This window comes from Niallia sp. FSL M8-0099 (assembly GCF_038006945.1).
Classification (GTDB): domain Bacteria; phylum Bacillota; class Bacilli; order Bacillales; family Cytobacillaceae; genus Niallia; species Niallia circulans.
The window spans coordinates 572,038-594,890 of sequence record NZ_JBBOWF010000001.1; the positions used below are offsets into that span (position 1 = coordinate 572,038).

The following is a 22,853-nucleotide window of genomic DNA, read 5'->3' on the forward strand; positions in this document are numbered from 1 at the left end:
GATGTATTGGAGGAATTAAAAATGAATGGGATTGCTAAAACTCCTAAACCTCCTTATTATGCGGTTATCTTTTCTTCGCAGCGAACGGAAGGCGATAAAGGTTACGGAAAAATGGCAGAAAAAATGGTAGAGTTAGCTTCACAGCAGAAAGGCTTCTTAGGTGTAGAAAGTGCACGTGATGAGGGACTGGGCATTACTGTTTCCTATTGGGATTCCTTAGAGGCAATAAAGAATTGGAAGGAAAACTCCGTCCATCTTGCTGCGCAGAAATTAGGAAAAAAAGAGTGGTACCAAAGCTTTGCGCTAAGAGTGTGCAAAGTAGAAAGAGATAACTTTTACGAAATGTAATAAAGCTAGTCTTTTAGCTAATCATTAATAGCAACGTCTGTTTGCGGAAAATGATTCTTTCATTAGAGGAACAAAAATTTTGATGATGAGTTTGAACTAAGCTATGGAAAAAGTGAGGTAACTTTTTTGATAGCAGCGTCTATTACCAGGATAAATGGTTTTGACGCTTTTTTTATTTGCTTAAAGCTTTTTTAGTCAATATCCTACAAGAACAACTAATAAAAATATGCTAAGCTATTTAAACAGAAGACAAGGGGGAACAGTATCAGATGAGAAGGGAAGAAAGAAAAATTTGTTATGATGAAGATTTGCAAATTGAGGCCTATCGTTTTCACGGGATTATGCAAAGATTTCCCAATCACTTTCATGAATATTATGTTATTGGCTTTATCGAGAGTGGTCAAAGAAAATTGACATGCAGAAATAAAGATTATGTTATTAATAGTGGAGATCTTATCTTTTTTAATCCTTTTGATAATCATGCTTGTGAACAAATGGATGATGAGCCCTTAGATTATCGTTGTTTAAATATTACGCCAGAAGTAATGCGAAAAGTAGTTGAAGAAATCACTGGTAAAGACTATCTGCCTTCCTTTAAAGGTCCAGTCGCCTTCCGTAGTGAACATGCAGAATTATTACAGCGGCTGCATCAAATGATCATGGCTGAGTTAGGAGATCTGGAGAAAGAAGAAACTTTTTATTTCTTAATGGAACAATTGATTGAAGAATATAGTGCAATAGAGAAAAACATTAAATTGGATAAGATGGCCAAGGAAATATCAAAAGTTTGTGAATTTATTGAAAGGCACTATGTTGATTCGATTTCTCTTGATGATTTGGTGGCGGTATGCAATATGAATAAATACACCTTATTACGTTCATTTGCGCGAATTCGCGGAATTACACCTTATCGGTATTTACAGACAGTGCGTATCAATAAAGCAAAGAAGCTATTAGAACAAGGGATGAAACCAACCGATGTAGCTGCTCAGACTGGTTTTGTGGATCAAAGCCATTTCAGCCATTATTTTATGGACTTTATTGGATTAACGCCTGGACAATACCGAAATATATATATAGTTAGTGTAAATTAAATCGTTTCAACTAGAAGGAAAGAGTGGCGAACAAGATGAAGTTTGGACATATTTCAGCAATGATCACGATATTGATTTGGGGGACAACATACATATCTACAAAAATATTATTAACTGATTTTACTCCCATTGAGGTATTATTTTTTCGTTTTGTTATTGGAATTGTAGCCTTGAGCATCATTTATCCATATCGACTAAAAATGAAAAATAGAAAGCATCATTATTTATTTTTACTTGCGGGGTTATGCGGGGTAACACTTTATTACCTCTTAGAAAATATTGCCTTGACCTTTACTACTGCCTCTAATGTAGGAGTAATAAGTGCGATGGTGCCATTTTTCACTGCTATTCTCACTTATTATTATTTGAAAAGTGAACCCTTGCGATTAAATTTCTTCATTGGTTTTATTCTAGCTTTAATAGGAATTTTTCTCATCAGCTTTAATGGCACTGCCAATTTTAAAGTAAATCCATTAGGTGATTTACTTGCTGTTGCAGCAACTCTTATATGGGCTATCTATTCTGTTATTACGAAGAAAATTAGTAGTTATGGATATAATACGATTCAAGCCACAAGGCGGATTTTTTTATACGGTATTTTATTTATGATCCCTGCTTTATATTTGTTTGACTTTAAACTAGGAATCGAACGTTTTGCCCAGCCGATCTACTTATTTAACATCATTTTTCTAGGGTTAGGCGCATCGGCACTTTGTTTTGTTTCTTGGAATTTAGCCATTAAAAAATTAGGGGCAATTAAAGCAAGTGTATATATCTATCTTGTTCCCGTAATTACTGTTATCACGGCGATGATAGTCTTAAAGGAACCTCTAACTTGGATGGCAGCTCTTGGCACCTTGCTGACTCTAACTGGCCTTTTCGTTTCCGAAACTAAAATAATTACTAAGAAAAAAAAGGATTTGGTAAGTAGTTATTAGATGGATATACTGTAGCAAGTGAGATAGATTGCTTATTTATAAGAGAGGCTCTTTATAAAATGAGACTGTAAGCTATTATTCTAGAAAACGAACTCTTAAATTTTAAAAAAGATTGACTCTTTTCAAATGGGATTATATAATGTAGACAAATCTAATAAATATAATTAGACATGTGACTGGTAATGCAGGCAGGATCTATAAATGACGAATATTTTTTATTTGTCATTTTAGGTCCTGCCTTTTTGTGTTTTAAACCAGTTACATTCATCATTTGAAAAAAGGAGGAATGAAGGATGGATTACAAACAGACAGCTGCTTTAGTGTTAGAGAATGTCGGTGGAAATGAAAACGTTTCCCATTTTGAGCATTGTTCATCACGATTACGGTTTACTTTAAATGATAATAGCAAAGTAAATGTAGAAAAATTAAAAAGCATTCCAGGTGTAATGGCTGTAAAAATGAACGTGCAATGCCAGGTTGTCATTGGAAATGAAGTAGTAGAAGTATATGATGAGGTTATGAAACTCTTAGGAAAAAATATGGAATCTACAAGTACTGCTAGTAAACCAAAACAAAAGCAAAAAATTGGAAGCGTTATATTAGACTTTATCGTGGGTGTGTTTCAGCCACTAGTTCCAGCAATAGCTGGCGGCGGAATCCTAAAGTCGGTTTTATTGTTATTATCGGTTACGGGGTTAATGGATTCGACAGGACAGACCTATCAAATTTTTAACATGATAGGAGACGCACCGTTATATTTTCTTCCTTTACTGGTAGCAGTTACAACTGCTAATAAGCTGAAAGTTAATACGCTTGTTGCTCTTTCAGCAGTAGGAGCGCTGGTACTGCCAAATATGGCAGCCATGATTGGAGAAGGAGCGCAGCTTTTCAGTTTTAATATAGAGAATATTGCATACACTTATCAAGTTTTTCCAGCAATTTTAACGGTTCTTTTTTATGCACAGATAGAAAAGCTATTTACAAAGATTTCTCCAAAACCAATTAGAATCTTTTTTGTTCCGATGATGTCACTCTTAATTACTGTTCCAATTGCATTATTAGTTTTGGGACCAATTGGTTTTACATTCGGACAAGGGGTGTCTGCAGTCATTCTTTTTATTTTTGATAAAGTAGGCTGGATTGCAGTAGCACTATTGGCAGCTGTATTGCCGTTTATGGTTGCAACAGGTATGCATAAAGCAATGGTCCCTTATGCGGTTACAACTATGAGTGAACTTGGAAAAGAGCTCCTTTATTTACCAGCTTCTCTTGCACACAATATTGCAGAGAGCGGAGCTTGTTTTGCAGTTGCATTACGAACAAAAGATAAAATATTGAAATCAACAGCTATTTCTGCAGGGATCTCCGCTCTTTTTGGAATTACTGAGCCTGCATTATATGGGGTAACTGTCCAAAATAAAAAGGTATTAGGCAGTGTAATGATTGGTGCTTTTGTAGGAGGTATTTACATTGGTATTTCTGGTTTACAGTCATTCGTTCTTGTTGGGCCAGGGTTAGCAAGCTTATCAATGTTTATTTCTGACGAATTACCAAAAAATATTATTAATGCTATTATCGGCTTGGTTATTTCGTTTCTAGTTGCATTTGTTTCTGCCTTATTATTAGGCAAAGATAAACAAATGGATAAAAAGACTCCAGAAGAACAACAAGAGACGGGGATTAAAAAATCATTAAAAGGTGAAAGTGAATTTAAAAGCCCATTGATTGGACAAATGATTGATTTATCGGATGTAAATGATGATGTTTTTTCTTCTAAAGTTATGGGAGATGGCATCGCTGTAATTCCTTCCATAGGAGAGCTATATGCCCCGGCTGATGGCAAAATCGAAATGATTTTTGAAACGAATCATGCATTGGGAATGACAACTGACAAAGGGGCTCAGATTCTTTTCCATGTTGGTCTTGATACGGTCGAGTTAGCTGGGAAGTATTTTGAACCTCAAGTTAAAGTTGGAGATGAAGTAAAAACTGGAGATCTATTATTGAAATTTGATCTAGATAGAATCAGAGAAAAGTTTGATCCAGTCACAGTTGCCATTATTACAAATAAGGAAGCTTACTCCGTCAAAGTTGCAGATATAAAGCAGGTTGAACCCAAAGATACATTGATGTATATATCACCGTTATTAGAAAACTAAAAATGAGGAGATGGTTATGATGAATAAAGGTTTTCCAGAGGGATTTTATTGGGGTGGAGCAACAGCCGCAAATCAAATTGAAGGCGCTTGGAGAGAGGATGGTAAAGGTATAAGCACTCTAGATATGTATACAGGTGGGTCGCTTCACCAAAAGAGACGAATAACACTAGAACTAGATCCTAGTGAACGATATCCAACACATGAAGCAATTGATTTCTACCATCATTATAAGGAAGATATTAAATTGCTGGCTGAACTTGGATTGAAAATGTTCCGCTTGTCAATAAATTGGACAAGAATTTTTCCTAATGGAGATGAGTTAGAGCCGAATGAAGCTGGGCTGAAATTTTATGATAGTGTATTTGAAGAATTACAGAAATATGGGATAGAACCACTTGTAACTATTGCCCATTATGAATTTCCTTTCCATTTATCTAAAACCATAAATGGCTGGGCAAGCAGAGAAATGATTGATCATTATCTTCGCTACGCAGAAGTATTATTCAAACGTTATAAAAATGTCGTGAAGTATTGGATTCCATTTAACGAAATCAATTGTTTAACCCTTGCCCAAAAGGCATATCAAGCAGGCGGAATAATTTATGATGAGACTGGAGCGCTAATTAATTTGACAAAGGATAACGCTCAACTGCGCTTCCAAGCATTACATCATCAATTTGTCGCAAATGCTCTTGCTGTGAAGAAGGGAAGAGATATAAATCCCGATTTCCAATTTGGTTCTATGATTACACACTTAACATTTTATCCATTAACATGTAACCCAGCAGATATTATTCTTGCAACTAGAGAAATGCAGATGAAAGTTTATTATTGCGCAGATATACTGCATAGAGGATATTACCCATCTTATGCAGATCACTACTTTAAACAAGAAGGAATTGTCATTCAAAAGGAAGCTGGGGATGACGAATTATTAAAAGAAAATACGGTAGATTATTGTTCATTTAGTTACTATATGTCTGTCTGCGTTAGTGCTGATCCAAATCAAGAACAAACAGGTGGAAATCTCCTTGGTGGGGTAAAAAATCCTTACTTAGTTGAAAGTGAATGGAAGTGGCAGATAGATCCAATTGGGTTGCGCTACACACTCCATACTTTGAATGATAGATATCAAGTTCCATTAATGATTGTAGAGAATGGACTGGGAGCATCAGATGAATTGGATGAAAATGGAGAGATTCATGACGACTATCGAATTGATTACTTCAAAAGCCACTTAAAAGAAATGAAACAAGCAATTGATGAAGGAGTTCCTCTTATTGCTTACAATAGCTGGGCTTGTATTGATTCCGTTTCACTTGGTACAGGAGAAATGAAGAAGAGATATGGATTTATATATGTAGATAAACAAGATGATGGAACTGGAACAATGAAACGGATCAAGAAAAAATCTTTTGATTGGTATAAACAAGTCATTGAAACTAACGGTACAAACATATAAGCAAGTCAGGGTCTGCATATGCAGACCCTTTATGTGGAAAGAGGGAGTTATTCTATAAAGCATTTGAGAATACAAGCAGATCAACAACTAATCATCGCGCTCACTTCTTAAATGGTCAAAAAACTTAAATATCTAAAGGGGATTGAAAGTAATGGAAGACAATTGGATTAATGAATCAAACTTACTAATGGAAGGTGACTAAGGTGATAAAAATAAAAAAAGTCCTAAATTCAAGCGTAGTATTAGTAGAAAATGCGCAAAAGAAAGAATATATTCTTTTAGGCAGTGGAATCGGTTATGGAAAAAAAGTTGGTAGTGTGATTGAAGAAAACAAAGCTGATCAAATGTTTATACCGGTTGAAAATGTTAAAGTGAAGGAGTTTCTAAGTTTATTAGATGCGATGCCATCTATATTTATTGAACTGACTCAGCAAATAGTCAATTATGCAGAGCGTAAATTGAATACGAAGCTCAATACGGGTATTTACTTTACATTAATGGATCATTTGCATTTTGCTGTGGAACGATATAAAAAGAATATCAATATCACCAATCGTGTATATTGGGAAATTAAAAATTATTATACAGAAGAATTCGAAATAGGAGTTCACGCATTAAAGTTGTTGAATGAAAAGCTAAATATAGAGATGCCAATTGAAGAAGCAGCAAATATAGCATTCCATTTAGTAAATGCCCAAGGAGAAAAACAAGAATCCAAAGATGCAATGAAGACAGCCAGAATGATTGGGAGCATCGTTAACCTTGTTCGCTATACGTTGAACATCAATAGTGATGAGAAAAATGTACATTATATTCGGTTTATAACCCATGTTAAATTTTTTGTAGAACGTTTCTATAGTGATAGCATGCTTGAAGACAAAGATAATGTGCTTTTTGACCAGATTGCCAGCCTGTATCCTCAGGCTATGGATGGTGCATTTAAAATTAAGGAATATATCAAACAAGTGTATGATACAACCATTCCTAATGAGGAATTAGCATATCTTGCTGTCCATATCCACAGATTAATTTCATATAATCAGCTTAAATAACAAAAGGCGAGGTTGCCTCCTCGTCCTGCTTAATAGATAGACGAGGGATTATAATATATATAAAGGACTCTTCCTTTTTAAAAGAAGGGTCCTTTATTAATGATACTACAAATTGAGAAAACTAAAAATATAGAGGTTATTAACTAGAGAAAACTGTAGATTCATATACGGATTCATTATAATGTAAATTATCTCTTTGTAACCTTTTAAGGTTGTAGTAAACACATTTTATTTTGTTAAATGATAACTAGTATCAAGTAAATTATAGATATCATCTTTAGGGTATGGGCTGTCAAGTACGATAGAAATCCAGTGTTCCTTATTCATATGGTATGCCGGCAAGATACCCTCTTCTTTCCGAAGTTGATTTTTTAATTCAGGTTCACATTTTACATTTAAGACATCTACTACTTCTTCTCCTGATAATCCTAGTTTGTTTTTAGGAACATTCATCATTAAACCATACCATTTACCCTGATTATCATGTCTTAACACAGCATAGTTTTGGAATTTTTTCCATGGATACTCTGGATTTGTACCATACTTTTCTTTTGCATAAGAAAAAATTTCTTTTCTTGTTGTCATAAAGTTTCGTTCCTTTCTTTATCCTCTTTTATTAGATTATGGATAGCAAATTCACCGTATTTATTTTCCATTCAAGGAATGATTGTATGGCTGATATCGATTGTGCCAGGGTTTGTAATGTATAAGCAAATAATAGAAATAAACATTATAAAGTGACTTATGCTGTACATCACCTTCTTTATGGCGTTATTGCTTATAATGACAGGTTTGATACATTGGGCTGTCAATTCTATGTGATAATGTCGTTGTATGGCTGTTACAAAATTCAATCTTTATAACCGGTATGACACTGCCGATTGATGGAGGTTTCTCTTCGTATTCTGGAGTTTGATAGTCGTAAATATAATAAAAGCAGAGTCTAATTAGATTCTGCTTTTAGTTATTAGCTTAGTATCGTTTTGTGATTTGGAACTTTTACACAAGATTTCCGTTTCACTAATTCTGTATCTATAAATATTTTCATTTTATCTTCTTCGTTTTCATCTATTTCTCGAATAAGCTTCTCAACAGCTAGTGATGCAATCTTGTCTTTCTTGACATGAATAGTTGTGAGTTCTGGGCTGACAATTTGAGATTCAACAATATTATCAAATCCAATGATGGATATGTCTTCCGGTACATGGATATTTAATTCATGGAGTGATTTAATGATACTAATCGCCATGTAATCACATTCACAAAATATAGCGGATGGTAGGTTATCCTTTAACTCCATTATATTTTGTTTGAAATCCTCTTGCACAGAAAGATCGGTTGGAGACATTTTGAAAATATGTTCAGGTTTAATGGTTAATCCATTTTCACTAATTATTTTTTGAAATCCTTTTCTCCTCGCATCAAAATTATACATGCGTGAAACCGATTCTGCATATCCAATTACCTTATGACCTAACTCAATCAAATATTCCCCCGCTTGGTAAGCGCCAATGATATTATTCATCACAATGAAGTTAATATCCAAAGTTTCAAAACAAGTATCTAAAACAACTAAATTTGGCTGCAGCTTAGAAACGGTTTTAATCTGTTCTTCAGTCAGGTTGGTCCCTAACAGCAATATACCAGAAGACTGTTGCTGCATTTCAAGATTCGTTATTTCTTGCTCGAGCGAATCTATATTTATAGAGGAGATGATTAAGGAATATCCTTTTGATGAGATAGACTGGTCAATATTATTGATTAATTCCATAAAAAAAGACTGCGACTGATATTGTTCGGTAACGATACCGGTATGGGTACATGCTACAAAACGAAATATTTTAGTTGGAGAAGTATTTTTCCCTTTTGAAAAAGTTCTTGGGTTATAGCCATTTTCCTTTGCGATTTTTAATATTTTTTCTCTCGTTTCTTGACTAACACCGGGTTTTCCATTTAACGCCAAAGAAACAGCTGATTTGGATACCTCCGCTATTTGTGCAATATCATCTATCTTCATTTAAATCCTCCACCCTATATAAGTAAATAAAAATTTTCCAATGAGTACATATATTAGTTTAGTTAAAAAGTTTAGTTGTGTCAAACTAGAAAACTACTAAATGATTACTATAATGCTTATTTTATTAGGGTTTTTTACACGATTTAACTAAACTTAACTAAAAATAACGTTTACAAAATGATAAAAAATAAATAAAGTTTATATAAAATTATTGACTTTAATTTAGTTTAGGTGTTAATCTAATACCGAGAAATAAATCAAAACTTATTATGTAATTGTATAGTTTATAACGGTTTAGAAAAGTTTAGGATAGTTTAGAAAGTTTAGTAGTGAATGTCAATTGGGGGAATATCATGGAAAAGTTTAAATTAGGTTTTGCGCCAACACGGAGATTCGTGTTTAGTAAAGAGGATGCTTACAAATATAAAGAACTAATAAAAGAGAAGATAAGAAGTTTCGGCTTGGATATGGAGATTGTGGATTTAGAAGGAATCAATGAAGAAGGATTACTATATAACCGTGCAGATGAACAGGCAATCATTCAACGATTTAAAAGGGAAGATGTTGATGCATTATTCTTTCCCCATTGTAATTTCGGTACCGAAGATCTTGTTGCTAAAATTGCTAAGGCTATCGATAAGCCTGTATTAATCTGGGGACCTAGAGATGAAGCTCCTTTGGAAAATGGAATGAGACTGCGGGATACGCAATGTGGAATTTTTGCGACAGGAAAAGTATTGCGCAGGTTTAAGGTCCAATTTACTTACATAACAAACAGTAGTGTTGACTCTGAAGTTTTTGCGAGGGGTTTTAAAAACTTTATAGGGGCTGCAAATGTTGTTAAGCATTTTAGGAAACTTCGAATCCTTCAAATCTCCACAAGACCTTCTGATTTTTGGTCGGTCATTTGTAATGAAGGAGAATTGTTAGAGAAATTCGGAATTCAAATATATCCGATTACCTTAGATCAAATTAAACAGAAAACACTTAAGATTGAAAAAGAGGGCGGCGCTGAACTTGAGCAAGCAGTAGCTTATATTAAAAAAACACTTGATTGGAGTACGGTTAAGGAAGAAGATGTTCGTCGGATTGCTGCACTAAAAGTTGGTATGAAGCAATACGCGGAAGAAACAGGCAGTTCTGCTATTGCTATTCAATGCTGGTCCACTTTGCAAGACATTATTGGAATTATGCCCTGCCTTGCAAATGCGATTTTGACAGATGAGCAAATACCTGTTACTTGTGAAACCGATATTCATGGCGCAATTACTTCAATCATGGTGCAAGCAGCAACACTAAATACATTGCCAACCTTTTTTGCGGACATTACGATTAGGCATCCCGAAAATCCAAATGGAGAACTGTTATTCCATTGTGGTAATTTCCCGGTTTCTTTAAGTGTGGAAGAAAAACCGCAATTGAATAAACACTTTTTATTTGATGATCATTCACCTGGTACACATGAAGGAGAAATAAAAGGCGGCGAAATGACCATTGCTCGTTTTGATGGTGATAATGGGGAATATTCCATCTTTTTAGGAAAGGCAAGAGGGATAGAAGGACCTTATTCAAGAGGCTCCTACGTGTGGGTTGAAGTAAATGATTGGCCGCTTTGGGAAGAAAAATTAGTGAAGGGACCATATATTCACCATTCTACAGGCATTCATGCCAATGTAATACCAATAATCTATGAAGCATGTCAGTATATTCCTGGATTGACTCCCGACCCAGTTGATCCAACTGAAGAGGAAATTCGCGCATGGCTGCGAGGCAGTGACATAAATTATTGATGCAATGGAGGAGATAATTATGATAGATATAAAAAAATTAGAACGAAAAGCCGCAGAAATTAGAATGACAGTGATTGATATGGTTTATGAGGCTGGCACTGGCCACACCGGTTCATCCTTATCCAATACAGATATCTTAACCGTTCTTTTCTATGAGGTAATGAAGAATGATCCAGTTAATCCAAACTGGGAAGAACGAGATCGGTATATTCAGAGTAAAGGTCATGCTGTTGAATCCTATTGGGCTGTTTTAGCGGATAAAGGCTACTTTCCGAAAGAAGAATTAAAGACATTTTCTAAATTCAATACAAGACTTATCGGGCATCCAAACAATAAAGTTCCTGGCGTAGAAATGAATACCGGTGCATTAGGACATGGTTTATCCATATCAGTAGGAATGGCATTAGCGGCCAAAATGGATTATAAGGATTATCGAGTTTTTACATTAATGGGTGATGGAGAGCTCGCGGAAGGCTCTGTGTGGGAAGCCGCTATGGCAGCATCGCAATATAAGCTTGATAATTTAGTAGGAATAGTGGATCGAAATCGATTGCAGATTACGGGCAGTACAGATGATGTAATGAGCAATGAACCTCTTGATAAAAAGTGGGAGAGCTTTGGCTGGGACGTTATCGAAGTGGATGGCAATGATATAGCTGAATTAGTGCAAGTCTTTCATTCAATCCCGAAGACAGAAGGGAAGCCTACTATTATACTCGCAAATACAATTAAGGGAAAAGGAATTTCTTTCGCTGAAAATGAGGCTGGCTGGCATCATCATGTTCCATCTCAAGAAGAATATGAACTGGCAATGAAGGAACTTTCTAAGCGTTTGGAGGTATTAGCATGAATAACGTCATACTAAAAAAAAATACTGGCAATAAAATTGCAAACCGGACAGTGGTAAGCGATACTTTATTAGATTTAGCAATGGACAATAAGGACATTCTCGTTTTAACAAGTGATTCTAGAGGTTCGGCTTCGATGGTTCCTTTTGCAGATGCATTACCAGAACAGTTAGTGGAAGTAGGAATTGCTGAACAAAACTTGGTAGGGATTTCAGCGGGATTGGCTGCTTCTGGAAAAATACCATTTGTTGCTTCTCCAGCTTGTTTTCTGAGTATGCGTAGTATAGAGCAGGTTAAAGTGGACATCGCTTACTCAAGAACAAATGTGAAACTAATTGGAATCAGCGGTGGTATCAGCTATGGAGCGCTTGGAATGTCTCACCACTCTGTCCAAGATTTAGCGGTGACAAGAGCGATACCAGGCTTACATGTTATGATGCCGGCTGATCGTCATGAAACGAAAAAAATGATTGAAGCATTAGTGGATTATGATACACCTGTTTATATGAGAATTGGTAGAAATCCAGTAGAAGACTCTTATCAAAGTGATGAGTACGACTTTCAAATTGGCAAATCTGTTACGATGCATGAGGGCGGTGATTTAACGATTATTGCTTCTGGGGAGACGGTACGTGTTGCGCTTGATACTGCCTTTTTGCTAAAGGAAGCAGGGATTAGCTGCAGGGTCCTAAATATGCATACGATAAAACCACTAGATGAAGAAGCGATTATCAAGGCAGCTAAAGAAACGGGATACATCATTACAATCGAGGAACACAGCATATATGGCGGGCTTGGTTCTGCGGTTTCAGAAGTGACTTCCAATAAATGTCCTGTTCCCGTGAAAATAATAGGAATTCCAGATGAACCAGCAGTAGCTGGAACCACGAAAGAAGTATTTCAACATTATGGAATTAGTCCTGAGAATATTTCAAGTATCGCTAGAAAATTACTTGGTCAATAGGAGGAGACAGCGATGAGCGATAGTTACATCCTAGCAATAGATCAAAGTACTTCTGGCACAAAAGCATTACTTGTTGATGAAAAGGGTTCTATCATTGCAAAAGAAACGACAAGTCATAAGCAGCTATATCCTCAGTCGGGTTGGGTGGAACATGACCCGATTGAGATATATGATAATGTGAAGAAAGTAATAAATAGTATTGTTGATTCAAATCAATCTTTAATGAGAAAAATGAAGACCCTTACAATAACGAATCAGCGTGAGACTCTTGTTATTTGGGATAAATATACGAGTGAGCCGGTATATAACGCGATTGTGTGGCAGTGCAGAAGAACGACGTCTATGTGCTCTTCTTTGAAAGCAAAGGGCTGTGAAGAAAAGGTTCATGCGAAGACAGGACTTAAGATAGATCCATATTTCTCGGCAACGAAAGCAAAATGGATCTTAGAAAATGTCCCAGGTCTCAAAAAAAGAGCAGAAAAGGGAGAGATTCTACTTGGGACAATTGATAGCTGGTTAATTTGGAAATTGACAAATGGAAGGGTTCACGCCACAGATGTAACGAATGCAAGTAGAACACTTTTATTTAATATTCACTCTTTATGTTGGGATGATGAATTACTGAGGATTTTTGAAATACCAAAGGAAATGCTCCCTGAAGTAAATTTTTCTGATCGTATATTTGGAATGGTCGAGGACAGTGAACTATTAATACATAAGGTGCCGATAGCGGGAGTAATAGGCGATTCACAAGCAGCTTTATTTGCGCAGCGGTGTTTTAATAAGGGGATGGCAAAAGCTACTTTTGGCACAGGTACTTCTGTAATGGTGTATACAAATGAATATGTTCAAGCAAAAGAAGGGTTAGTTACTTCAATAGCTTGGGGATTCAATGGCAATGTTCACTATGCTTTAGAGGGGATTATTAATACAACCGGTGATATTATCCGCTGGATGAAAGAGGATCTTACTCTTTTCACAACTTTTGAAGAAGCCGAGATATTGGCAGAAACACTAGATAATAATGAAGGAGTATACTTAGTTCCTGCTTTTGTAGGACTAGGTGCACCGTATTGGAGTCCCAATACAAAGGCAGGAATTACTGGGATGAGCAGAAACACAAACAAGTCACATCTAGTAAGAGCAGGGTTAGAAAGTATCGTTTACCAAGTAAAAGATATTATTCAATTAATATATAAGGAAACAAACGTAGTGGTAAAAGAGTTAAGGGTGGATGGCGGTGCAACAGCTAACGAATTTCTAATGCAGTTTCTTTCTGACTTATTAGGAGTCAAAGTCATTGTTTCACATGTTTCTGAGCTGTCAGCACTAGGTTCTGTTTATCTTGGTGGTCTTGGAATGAATATGTGGAAATCAGTTGAAGAAATATCTCAGTTAAATAATGAAAAACGTATTTATAGCCCAAAAATGGATAGAGAAACGAGCGAGCGGTATTATGCGGAATGGATGAAAGCAGTGCACACTCTCTTAATCTAAGAAGATTGTAAATGAATGCGCTTTTAATTTATGTAAGGGAGGTGAATGCTCTTACAATCTATTTGAGGTTCTTGTTGTATCCCCAATTTTTAAATGCATGTTATTTAATTAACTAGTTAGGATAATGTTGATTGGAGGCCAAAAAATGAATTATGGAGCACTTGCTAAGAAGATTGTTCAAGAGGTGGGCGGGAAAGAAAATATCAATAGTGTTATACACTGTGTAACACGGTTAAGATTTAATCTGAAGGATCAATCACTTGCAAATACTGAAGTCATCAAAGATATGGATGGTGTTATGACCGTGGTTATTAGCGGAGGGCAATACCAGGTAGTGATTGGTGATCAAGTTCCTATTGTATATGCAGAAGTGGTCAATTTAATTGGGGGAGGAACTTCTCAAAATGTAGAGGCTGCGGAAGAATCGGATGAAAAAAAAGGTTTGTTTAGCAAATTTGTGTCCCTTATTTCTGGTATATTTATGCCTGTAATGGGAGCGATGGCAGCTGCTGGGATTCTAAAAGGATTTTTGGTAGCGCTGACGGTGGTTGGATGGATAGATGAAGAAATGGGAGTATATAAGATCTTATTCGCCGCATCTGATGCATTCTTCTATTTTATGCCTATCCTGTTAGGATTTTCAGCTGGTAAGGTGTTTAAAACGAATTCTTATATTACAGCAACTATTGGTGCGGCTCTTGTTTATCCGACAATGATTGAAATCTATAATGCGGGGGAAGCATTAAGTTTTCTTCAGATTCCCGTTATCCTTATGAATTATACGCAATCGGTTATTCCGATCATACTAGCTTCGTTTTTAACAGCTAAATTAGAAAAAGTGCTGCTGAAAGTAATTCCTAAATCATTGCAATTGATTTTTGTTCCTTTATTTATTACTGTCATAATTGTTCCATTATCTTTTATTATAATTGGACCAGTTTCTGTATATGCAAGTGAATTATTAGCTAAGGGAGCGATGGCTGTATACTCATTAAGCCCTGTTATTGCGGGATTACTATTAGCGGGAATTTGGCAAATTGCAGTAATGTTTGGACTGCATTGGGCCTTTATCGCAATATTTATCAATAATATCACTACATTAGGATTTGATCCTATAAATGCATTACTGTATTGTACTGTATTTGCTCAAACTGGAGCGGCTTTAGCTGTTTCCTTAAGAACAAAAGAAACAAAAATGAAATCGTTATCAACCACTGCCACCATCTCAGGATTTTTAGGAATTACAGAGCCTGCCATCTATGGAGTTAACTTACCACTGAAGAAGCCGTTTATTATGGCGTGTATCGGCGGTGGCGTTGGTGGTGCAATTGCCGGCTTCTTTAGTGCGAAGATGTATGGGGGATTTGCATCAGGGGGAGTTTTTGGGATACCGATGTTTATTGATCCGGACGGAATCAGTTCTGAATTTTATGGCTTTGCTGTTTCGTTGCTTGCAGCTCTAGTAACTGCTTTTGTACTTACTTTCTTATTTGGCTATTCCAAAAAAGTGAGTACTAAACCAGCGAAAGAGAAGTCTGCAGTAACCAGTGACAGTAATCTATAATCATATAAAATGGATTTAGTAGGGTAATAGAATTGCGATTTAACAGAGTCGAGAGAGAAAATAGTAATGAAACTATTTTCTCTTTACTATTTAATTTGGAGGGGAATCAATTGATTAAATTAAGAGTTGCGGAGAATAAAAAATGCTTGGAAACAACCAATGGAGAAAAGTTTTTTTACCTGGCAGATACGGTTTGGAGTGCCTTTACTAATGCAGCTTTAGAAGAGTGGAATGATTATCTTGAGCTTAGAAAGACTCAAGGATTTAATGTACTTCAAATTAATATTCTTCAACAGTGGGATGCGAGTGAAACTGAGTTAAATATGAAGCCATTTGAATATAAAGAGGATGGATCATTCGATTTTTCCAAGAGAAATGAAGCATACTTTGAACGAGCAGAAAAAATGGTGCAAATGGCAGTTGAGAAAGGATTTGTTCCTGCATTGGTTTTATTATGGTGCAACTATGTACCAGAAACTTGGGGGTCAGAAATTAGTAGTGTGAATAATATGCCTTTAGATGTAGTTGAGGATTATGTAACATACGTCGATGGAAAATTTTCTAAGTATAATCCTATTTATTTAGTAAGTGGGGATACTGATTTTCCAACTGAACTTACTATTACCTATTATTCTTTAGCCTTAAATACCATTAAAAAGTTAAGTCCTCAATGTTTAACTACTTTACATGTTAGAGGGAGGCTAATGGAAATACCTGATGAGCTACTATATAGTGATAATTTGGATTTTTATATGTTTCAATCTGGTCATAATATTCAGTTTCAAAGTATGTCTTACCAGCTCGCAGAAGAGTTTAGTAATAAGCCGGTAAAAAGACCTTCTATTAATTCAGAACCATGTTACGAGCAAATGGGTTATAGCAGAAATTTATACGGAAGATTTACTAGATTTGATGTGAGAAAAGCAGCGTGGCAAAGTTTATTATCAGGAGCAGAAGCAGGGATTACATACGGAGCCCATGGTATATGGAGCTGGCACAAGAAAGGGAAAGGATTTGGCTTAGTTGGTGAGGCATTTGATAAGCCTTTTGATTGGAGAGACGCAGTGAAATTTGAAGGTGCGTGGGATTATGCTTTTGCAAAAAGTTTATTTAAATTATTTAGTCTCCATGATCTGCAGCCATTGGATATTGTGTTAAAAAATACAGAAGAAATTAGGGTTGCGAGTACTGCAGGGTTAAATAAGATAGCTATTTATATGCCAGTTAACACTACCTTGAAATTAAATAAGCTATTAGAAAACTATGAATTCACCATAATAGATTTAGAGCAAAGAAGATTTGCGGAAGCGGATGTTTCCTTTAAAGATAATATAACCGTTATTGGAATGCATAATTTTGAAGCAGATGTTGTAATTATTGGGGAGAAAAAGCTGGGAAGCTAATGGGATAGTTTTGAGAGTTAGGAATAAAACGGCGTATAAAAAATGCTAAACAAAACTCTATTGTTTGGAAAAGCCCTTGTCTACGTTTGGGAATGAGAAGGTCAGTACTAAAAGAAGTGTCTAAATCCATGTAGTATATGAGATTCGCACTTTTATTTACGTCTTTTGTTTTAAAGGTATTTCCTGGAAAATAGTTATGAGATAAGTTGAAATATTTGACAAAAAAATCAATTTGTGCTATAATTCACAATAATAAACATTGCTGATATAATAAGATTCTCCTGGCCAGGGGGGAATCTTTTTTTTGGGGTGTTAGCGATGAAGAATAATGAATCAAGTTTAACTTCTTTAATTTCAGCATTTAGTCGAGCATATCATGTGAAAGAGGACTGCCCGATTATATTCAATGATTATATAGCGCAAGATTTCTTATCACCAGAAGAATATCAAGCCATTGCAGTAAATATGTCTAATGGCATTACTTTTTTTAGTTCTGAAATGGCTGAAAAATTAAAAGGTGATCAGGACGCAATATTAAAGTGGGTTACACAAATTCAACTATCACCAACACCACTTGCTAGAGCGGCCTACGCAGAAAATGTTGTTCGGAACGAATGTCAGCTTGGGGCTGAACAATATGTCATTATGGGTGCAGGTTTAGATACTTTTGCTTGGCGTTACGATACATTACCAAATGTTACTGTATATGAAGTTGACCACCCATCTACACAGAAATTTAAGATAGAACGGTTAGAGCAAGCGGGCTATGAAATTCCTGCTCATTTAAAGTTTGTAGCAATGGATTTCACGAAAGAGCTTTCGTTAGAAAAACTAGCTGCGGCAGGATTGGACCTATCTAAGAAAACAGTGTTTAGTTTACTTGGGGTATCTTATTATTTAACAAAAGATGTGCTTCAGCAGTTGCTGCATGGCTTCTTTAAAGACCTTTCAAAAGGAAGTTCGATTATTTTTGATTTTGCCGATGAGGGTTTGTTTACAGAACCTGGTATTTTTAATCGTGTGCAAAATATGGTCCAGATGGCACAAGCTGCCGGAGAACCAATGAAGTTTGCTGCTTCTCTTGCAGAATTAGAAGATTTACTTGCTAATGAGGAATTATTAATCTATGAACATCTATCACCACAAAAAATTCAACAGCAGTTTTTTTCTAATCGGGATGATAACCTGCAAGCATTTGAAACCATTCACTATATACATGCTGTGAAAAAATAATTATGTTCTAATCTTACCAATCCTTACCTGTTCCTATTTATGATAGGCGGGTAAGGATTTTTGCTTTTCTTTATAAAAGTAATCTTTTTAATTGAGAATAATTATCATTTGTTGTATAGTAGATAGTACAATATTGTTACCGTAGAGGAGAATATAGCATGCAAATATACTGGACGAAAATAAATAAGATTATTGAGGAAAACCCAGAGGTTAAAACTTACTTGCTTGACCGTCCGCAAGACTTTACATGGGAAGAAGGTTCCCACACCCATTTCGCTTTGAGAGGTTTCAATGCCGGAGACAAACCAAACCGCAGTTTGATTCGCCATATGTCTATCTCTTCTTTACCACACGAAAATGTAATCGCAATTACAACGCGTATCAGAGAGCAGTGCTCAGAATTTAAATCGATTTTAAGAAATCTTGAAGTCGGAAATGAAGTCGCTATCTTTAAAACACATTCAAACTTACCGCTTAAAAGAGAAAACAAAAATGTTTATCTACTGTCATCAGGGGTTGGACTGGCAACTTTTCGACCGATTGTACTGGATTATTTCGACCGCGCTGACAACGTCACTCGCATTCATTCTTTGAATATTGATTCATCAAAAGCCTTTTTATTTACAGATATTTTTACATCTGTACCTGACAAAAAGTTTGAAGCCCAGTTTGTTGATAACCGTAATGATTATTATGAAGAAGTGAAAAATTTAGCTGCAGACAAGGATGGTCTATTCTATGTTGTTGGCAGTGATGACTTCTTGATACAGAACATTGAAGTACTGCGTGAACAGGGCATCAAGCCGGAACAGATTATGCTCGATAAACGTGAAGGTCAACTGCCTGAGTTTTTTGCTCAGTAAATTGGCTATGGTTAGAAATCTACTTTAAATAGAAAGAGGCTGGGACAAAACCCTCCTCTCAGACGAAAAAAACGGTGAAATTTTACGACAAGTAAAATTTCACCGTTTTGCTTATTTACAATAAAAAATAAGGACAACTTCTGATAAAATTAAGTTACCACACAAAATCTAATCAGAAAGAAGTGTCCTTATGTTTAAAGATTATACCATGAATCAAATCGTTTTACCTTTAGATTTAGAAGTAAAGTTACAAAATAATGATATTGCCTTCCATGTCCATCATTTAGTGGAAAGTATCCCTCAAGAAGCGTTTGAACCATTTCTTCGAAATGAAGGTTGTCCTGCCTATCATCCACGCATGATGCTTAAAATTATTCTATGTGCCTACACTCAATCTGTCTTTTCGGGGCGTAAAATGGAGGCCCTATTAAAAGACAGTATCCGTATGATGTGGTTAGCTCAAGGGTATGAACCAAGCTATCGTACAATTAACCGATTTCGTGTTCAACCAGAAGTAAAAGATTTAATCCGTCAATGTTTTATCCAATTTCGCTGCCAATTGATTGAAGAAAAACTGATCGATCAAGAAGCGATATTTATCGATGGTACAAAGATTGAAGCGAATGCGAATAAATTTACGTTTGTCTGGAAGAAAGCGATTGAGAAATTTCATCAGAGTTTAATCGATAAGTCAAACCAGTTGTACAATGAGTTGCTTGAGAACGAAATCATCCCCCAAATTGAACGGGAAAGTGATGAACAGTTATCATTTGGAGAGCTCACTCAAATGGTTCAAAAAGTAGAAGAAGTAGTGACCGAATATGATAAACAAATGGAAGCATCTTCAGACGTTACTGAACGAAAAGCCTTACGAAGTGAACGAAAATACCCGAAACAAGTGCGTAAACAGTTGATTGATTTTGTCTTGAGAAAACGGAAGTACCAACAGGATCTTAAAATCTTTGGACCACGTAATAGCTATTCTAAAACAGATCTAGATGCGACATTTATGCGAATGAAAGATGATTATATGAAAAACGGGCAATTGAAAGCTGGTTACAATGTACAAATCGCAACGGAAGGTCAATATGCGCTTGCTTATAGTTTATTTCCAAACCCAACAGATACACGTACGTTAATTCCATTTTTAGATGAGATAGAGCAACATTATTTCGAGTTACCGAAACATATTGTTGCAGATGCAGGTTATGGTAGTGAACAAAACTTTAGTGATATTCTCTCAAACAGAAACCGAGAAGCACTGATAACATATAACATGTTTTTGAAGGAACAAAAGAAAAAGTACAAACAAAATACATTTAATCCTGATAACTGGGAATATGATCAAGAAACCGATACATATATATGCCCTAATCAGAAACGTTTAGAATTTCAATATCATTCTGTCCGAACGGACGCTACAGGTTTCCAAAGGAGTTTCAAAATCTACGAGTGCGAAGACTGTTCAGGATGCCCATTCCGCTCATCATGTACCAAGGCAAAAGAAGGAAACAATCGAAAACTAATGGTGAACAAAAAATGGGAACAGCAAAAAGAATATGTGAGAGCGAAGCTTTCAGAAGAGAAAACGAGTGCCATCTATCGAAAACGCAAAACCGATGTGGAACCAGTTTTTGGATTCTTGAAGGCTAATTTGCGTTTCACTCGATTTTCTGTACGAGGAAAATCGAAGGTGGAAAACGAAATGGGTCTCGCGTTAATGGCAGTGAATTTAAGAAAATTCACTGCCATTAACTAAGATAATAGAAGAATTAACATGAAAAAATAGAGAAAGGTGAATTTGAGTCCCCTCAAATTCACCTTTCTCTTTATTAGAGGCTAGTTATGTCCCAGCCTCTTTTCTATTTAAACCATCCTTTTTCCTTAAATCTAGTGATGGCTTCTATGCGGTTTTTTACTTCGAGTTTATCGAGGATCATGCTGATATAGTTTCGCACAGTGCCTGTTTTAATGGAGAGCTCTTGGGCGATTTCTTTTGTGTTTTTGCCGTTCGCAACAAGCATCAGAACTTCTTTTTCCCGTTCAGTAAGAGGATTTTCTTCTTTGTAAACATCATCAACCAATTCTGGTGCGTAAATTCTTCTTCCTTCCATTACACTGCGGATGCTATTGGCTAAATCGTCGCTAGGACTGTCCTTGAGCAAATAGGCAGATACGCCAGCCTTCAATGCGCGCTGGAAATAACCAGATCTTGCAAAAGTAGTTAAGATAATGACTTTGCAAGGGTGGCTCATAAGTTCTTCCGCTGCTTCTAAGCCTGTTTTTGCAGGCATTTCAATATCCATTATACAAATATCTGGATTCTTTTCCTTGACTAGCTGAATGGCTTCTTCTCCATTGTTTGCTTTGCCCACAACCGTGATATCGTCTTCTAAATCAAGCAATGAACCTAAAGCACCTAAAAGCAGGCGCTGGTCTTCGGCAATGACAATGCGGATCATATTAATTCCTCCTTTTCTATTATTTTTCCATCACGTGGAACCGCAATTTTTACGATGGTTCCCTCCTCGGCACTAATTTCTAAAGTACCATTGATAAAATCTAATCTTTCTCTCATGCCCGCTAGTCCGTTTCCTTTGTGCATATTTTCTTCTTGAAAAGGAGTGCTTCCATTATCTTTAATTTCCATGATTGTTTCTTTTTTGTTCTGGCTGATGCTTATAGAGCAAGCGGTGGCATTACTATGTCGAACCACATTGGTAACCGCCTCTTTTAGACACATGCTGATAATGTTTTCTGCAATCGATGAAATTCTTAGATTGGAAGCTATATCGCATGTCAGGCTTATCTCTGCCGCACCTAATATTTTTTGGACAAGAAGGAGTTCGTCTTTTAATCGTATGCCGCGCATTTCAGAGACCATTTTTCGGACTTCGTTCAGCGCAGATCGAGAAGTATGCTGAATATCTTTCAATTCTATGCGGGCTTGTTCTGGGTCCTTATAGATAAGTTTTCTTGCTAAATCACTTTTTAAACCAATAAGAGATAGCTTTTGGCCGAGAGTATCATGAAGATCTCTGGCAATTCGCTGTCTTTCTTCGAGTTTCACTAAATGTGAAATACGCTTATTCGCATCTTCTAATTGTTCCTGCAGCTGATCTTTCTCTTTGCGGTTCTGGATATTCAATGGCAATAAAATTACGCCAAACCAGATGATCAGTACAAAAGGCAGCTGCTTTATCAGCAAGGCATCACCTATTATAATTTTGAAGTAAATGGCAAATGTAGTAACTGCCAAGTGGATAAAATAAAGGATAAAAAAAGGAATCCGCTTTTTAATATTGCCAATAAAATAGGAAAGAAAAAAGGAAAAATACACATAGCTGTATGTATAAATAGCAAAGGTGGAGATTCCGATTAATAAGGACGGCCATAAATAGATTGTCCAGCCTTTTGACAGATAAGCAATTCTATAAAAAATAAAAAATAAAATGGTAAGGATGATGCCTGATATTACATCAACTGCAGAAGAGGCATGGAATATGAAATAAAATGGCAGAATGGTCAGCAATGTCCAAATATAAGGAGAGATCCCCGTGCTTTTTTTTAAAACCTCTAATCTTTTCATCATCAGTTTCTAACCTCGTTTTATTGACTGTT

Annotated in this window: 19 protein-coding genes; 15 read left to right on the forward strand and 4 right to left on the reverse strand. The window is 36.0% G+C overall.

Features of this window, described 5'->3' with window-relative positions; genetic code table 11:
• The first annotated feature begins 21 nt into the window (after positions 1-21).
• The 6 genes from NSQ92_RS02705 to NSQ92_RS02730 all read left to right on the forward strand — a co-directional run bounded on the left by NSQ92_RS02705 (position 22) and on the right by NSQ92_RS02730 (position 7,053).
• A complete protein-coding gene (locus NSQ92_RS02705; RefSeq protein ID WP_095320185.1) occupies positions 22-348 on the forward strand; it encodes an antibiotic biosynthesis monooxygenase family protein in 327 nt (108 codons plus the stop codon).
• A 269-nt stretch (positions 349-617) separates the two neighbouring features.
• Positions 618-1,442, forward strand: coding sequence for an AraC family transcriptional regulator (locus tag NSQ92_RS02710; RefSeq protein ID WP_341152355.1), 825 nt, complete (start codon positions 618-620; stop codon positions 1,440-1,442).
• Positions 1,443-1,477: 35 nt separating this feature from the next.
• Positions 1,478-2,380 carry an EamA family transporter gene (locus NSQ92_RS02715; protein WP_144581503.1) on the forward strand — a complete coding sequence of 301 codons (903 nt, stop codon included), beginning with the start codon at positions 1,478-1,480 and terminating at the stop codon, positions 2,378-2,380.
• Positions 2,381-2,673: 293 nt separating this feature from the next.
• Positions 2,674-4,539: a beta-glucoside-specific PTS transporter subunit IIABC gene (locus NSQ92_RS02720; RefSeq protein ID WP_341152356.1), complete on the forward strand. Its 1,866-nt coding sequence runs from the start codon at positions 2,674-2,676 to the stop codon at positions 4,537-4,539.
• Positions 4,540-4,549: 10 nt separating this feature from the next.
• Positions 4,550-6,001, forward strand: a complete 1,452-nt coding sequence (locus NSQ92_RS02725) for a glycoside hydrolase family 1 protein (RefSeq protein ID WP_445669256.1) — start codon at positions 4,550-4,552, stop codon at positions 5,999-6,001.
• Between the two features lie 203 nt (positions 6,002-6,204).
• Complete coding sequence (locus NSQ92_RS02730; protein ID WP_095258726.1) at positions 6,205-7,053, forward strand: PRD domain-containing protein; 849 nt, start codon at positions 6,205-6,207, stop codon at positions 7,051-7,053.
• A 228-nt stretch (positions 7,054-7,281) separates the two neighbouring features.
• On the opposite strand, the gene NSQ92_RS02735 is transcribed toward NSQ92_RS02730, so the two are convergent.
• Both NSQ92_RS02735 and NSQ92_RS02740 read right to left on the reverse strand, forming a co-directional pair.
• Positions 7,282-7,638 carry an MmcQ/YjbR family DNA-binding protein gene (locus NSQ92_RS02735; protein WP_095258727.1) on the reverse strand — a complete coding sequence of 119 codons (357 nt, stop codon included), beginning with the start codon at positions 7,636-7,638 and terminating at the stop codon, positions 7,282-7,284.
• A gap of 382 nt (positions 7,639-8,020) precedes the next feature.
• Positions 8,021-9,070: a LacI family DNA-binding transcriptional regulator gene (locus NSQ92_RS02740; RefSeq protein WP_341152357.1), complete on the reverse strand. Its 1,050-nt coding sequence runs from the start codon at positions 9,068-9,070 to the stop codon at positions 8,021-8,023.
• A 353-nt stretch (positions 9,071-9,423) separates the two neighbouring features.
• Between NSQ92_RS02740 and NSQ92_RS02745 the strand changes: the two genes are divergently transcribed.
• From NSQ92_RS02745 to NSQ92_RS02785, 9 genes are all read left to right on the forward strand, one after another.
• Positions 9,424-10,860 (forward strand): L-fucose/L-arabinose isomerase family protein, encoded by a 1,437-nt coding sequence (locus tag NSQ92_RS02745; RefSeq protein ID WP_095258729.1) that lies wholly within the window; start codon positions 9,424-9,426, stop codon positions 10,858-10,860.
• A gap of 19 nt (positions 10,861-10,879) precedes the next feature.
• Positions 10,880-11,710, forward strand: coding sequence for a transketolase (locus tag NSQ92_RS02750; RefSeq protein ID WP_445669257.1), 831 nt, complete (start codon positions 10,880-10,882; stop codon positions 11,708-11,710).
• Positions 11,707-12,672, forward strand: a complete 966-nt coding sequence (locus NSQ92_RS02755) for a transketolase family protein (RefSeq protein ID WP_047942785.1) — start codon at positions 11,707-11,709, stop codon at positions 12,670-12,672. Before NSQ92_RS02750 ends, NSQ92_RS02755 begins: the two co-directional genes overlap by 4 nt.
• A 12-nt stretch (positions 12,673-12,684) precedes the next feature.
• A complete protein-coding gene (gene glpK / locus NSQ92_RS02760) occupies positions 12,685-14,169 on the forward strand; it encodes a glycerol kinase GlpK (protein ID WP_061797800.1) in 1,485 nt (494 codons plus the stop codon).
• Positions 14,170-14,314: 145 nt separating this feature from the next.
• Entirely contained in the window at positions 14,315-15,733 is a 1,419-nt protein-coding gene (locus tag NSQ92_RS02765; RefSeq protein WP_053215706.1) for a PTS transporter subunit EIIC, read from the forward strand.
• A 110-nt stretch (positions 15,734-15,843) separates the two neighbouring features.
• Positions 15,844-17,136 carry an apiosidase-like domain-containing protein gene (locus NSQ92_RS02770; RefSeq protein ID WP_061797788.1) on the forward strand — a complete coding sequence of 431 codons (1,293 nt, stop codon included), beginning with the start codon at positions 15,844-15,846 and terminating at the stop codon, positions 17,134-17,136.
• 318 nt (positions 17,137-17,454) lie between these two features.
• Positions 17,455-18,369 (forward strand): class I SAM-dependent methyltransferase, encoded by a 915-nt coding sequence (locus tag NSQ92_RS02775; RefSeq protein ID WP_061797782.1) that lies wholly within the window; start codon positions 17,455-17,457, stop codon positions 18,367-18,369.
• Between the two features lie 158 nt (positions 18,370-18,527).
• Positions 18,528-19,232 (forward strand): hypothetical protein, encoded by a 705-nt coding sequence (locus NSQ92_RS02780; protein ID WP_061797777.1) that lies wholly within the window; start codon positions 18,528-18,530, stop codon positions 19,230-19,232.
• 190 nt (positions 19,233-19,422) lie between these two features.
• Entirely contained in the window at positions 19,423-20,991 is a 1,569-nt protein-coding gene (locus tag NSQ92_RS02785) for an IS1182 family transposase (protein ID WP_341152358.1), read from the forward strand.
• Positions 20,992-21,094: 103 nt separating this feature from the next.
• Here NSQ92_RS02785 and NSQ92_RS02790 read toward each other — a convergent pair whose 3' ends face one another.
• Positions 21,095-21,694 carry a response regulator transcription factor gene (locus NSQ92_RS02790; protein ID WP_047942777.1) on the reverse strand — a complete coding sequence of 200 codons (600 nt, stop codon included), beginning with the start codon at positions 21,692-21,694 and terminating at the stop codon, positions 21,095-21,097.
• Positions 21,691-22,824 (reverse strand): sensor histidine kinase, encoded by a 1,134-nt coding sequence (locus tag NSQ92_RS02795; RefSeq protein WP_047942776.1) that lies wholly within the window; start codon positions 22,822-22,824, stop codon positions 21,691-21,693. The genes NSQ92_RS02790 and NSQ92_RS02795 overlap by 4 nt, the downstream gene beginning before the upstream one ends.
• Positions 22,825-22,853 lie beyond the last annotated feature (29 nt).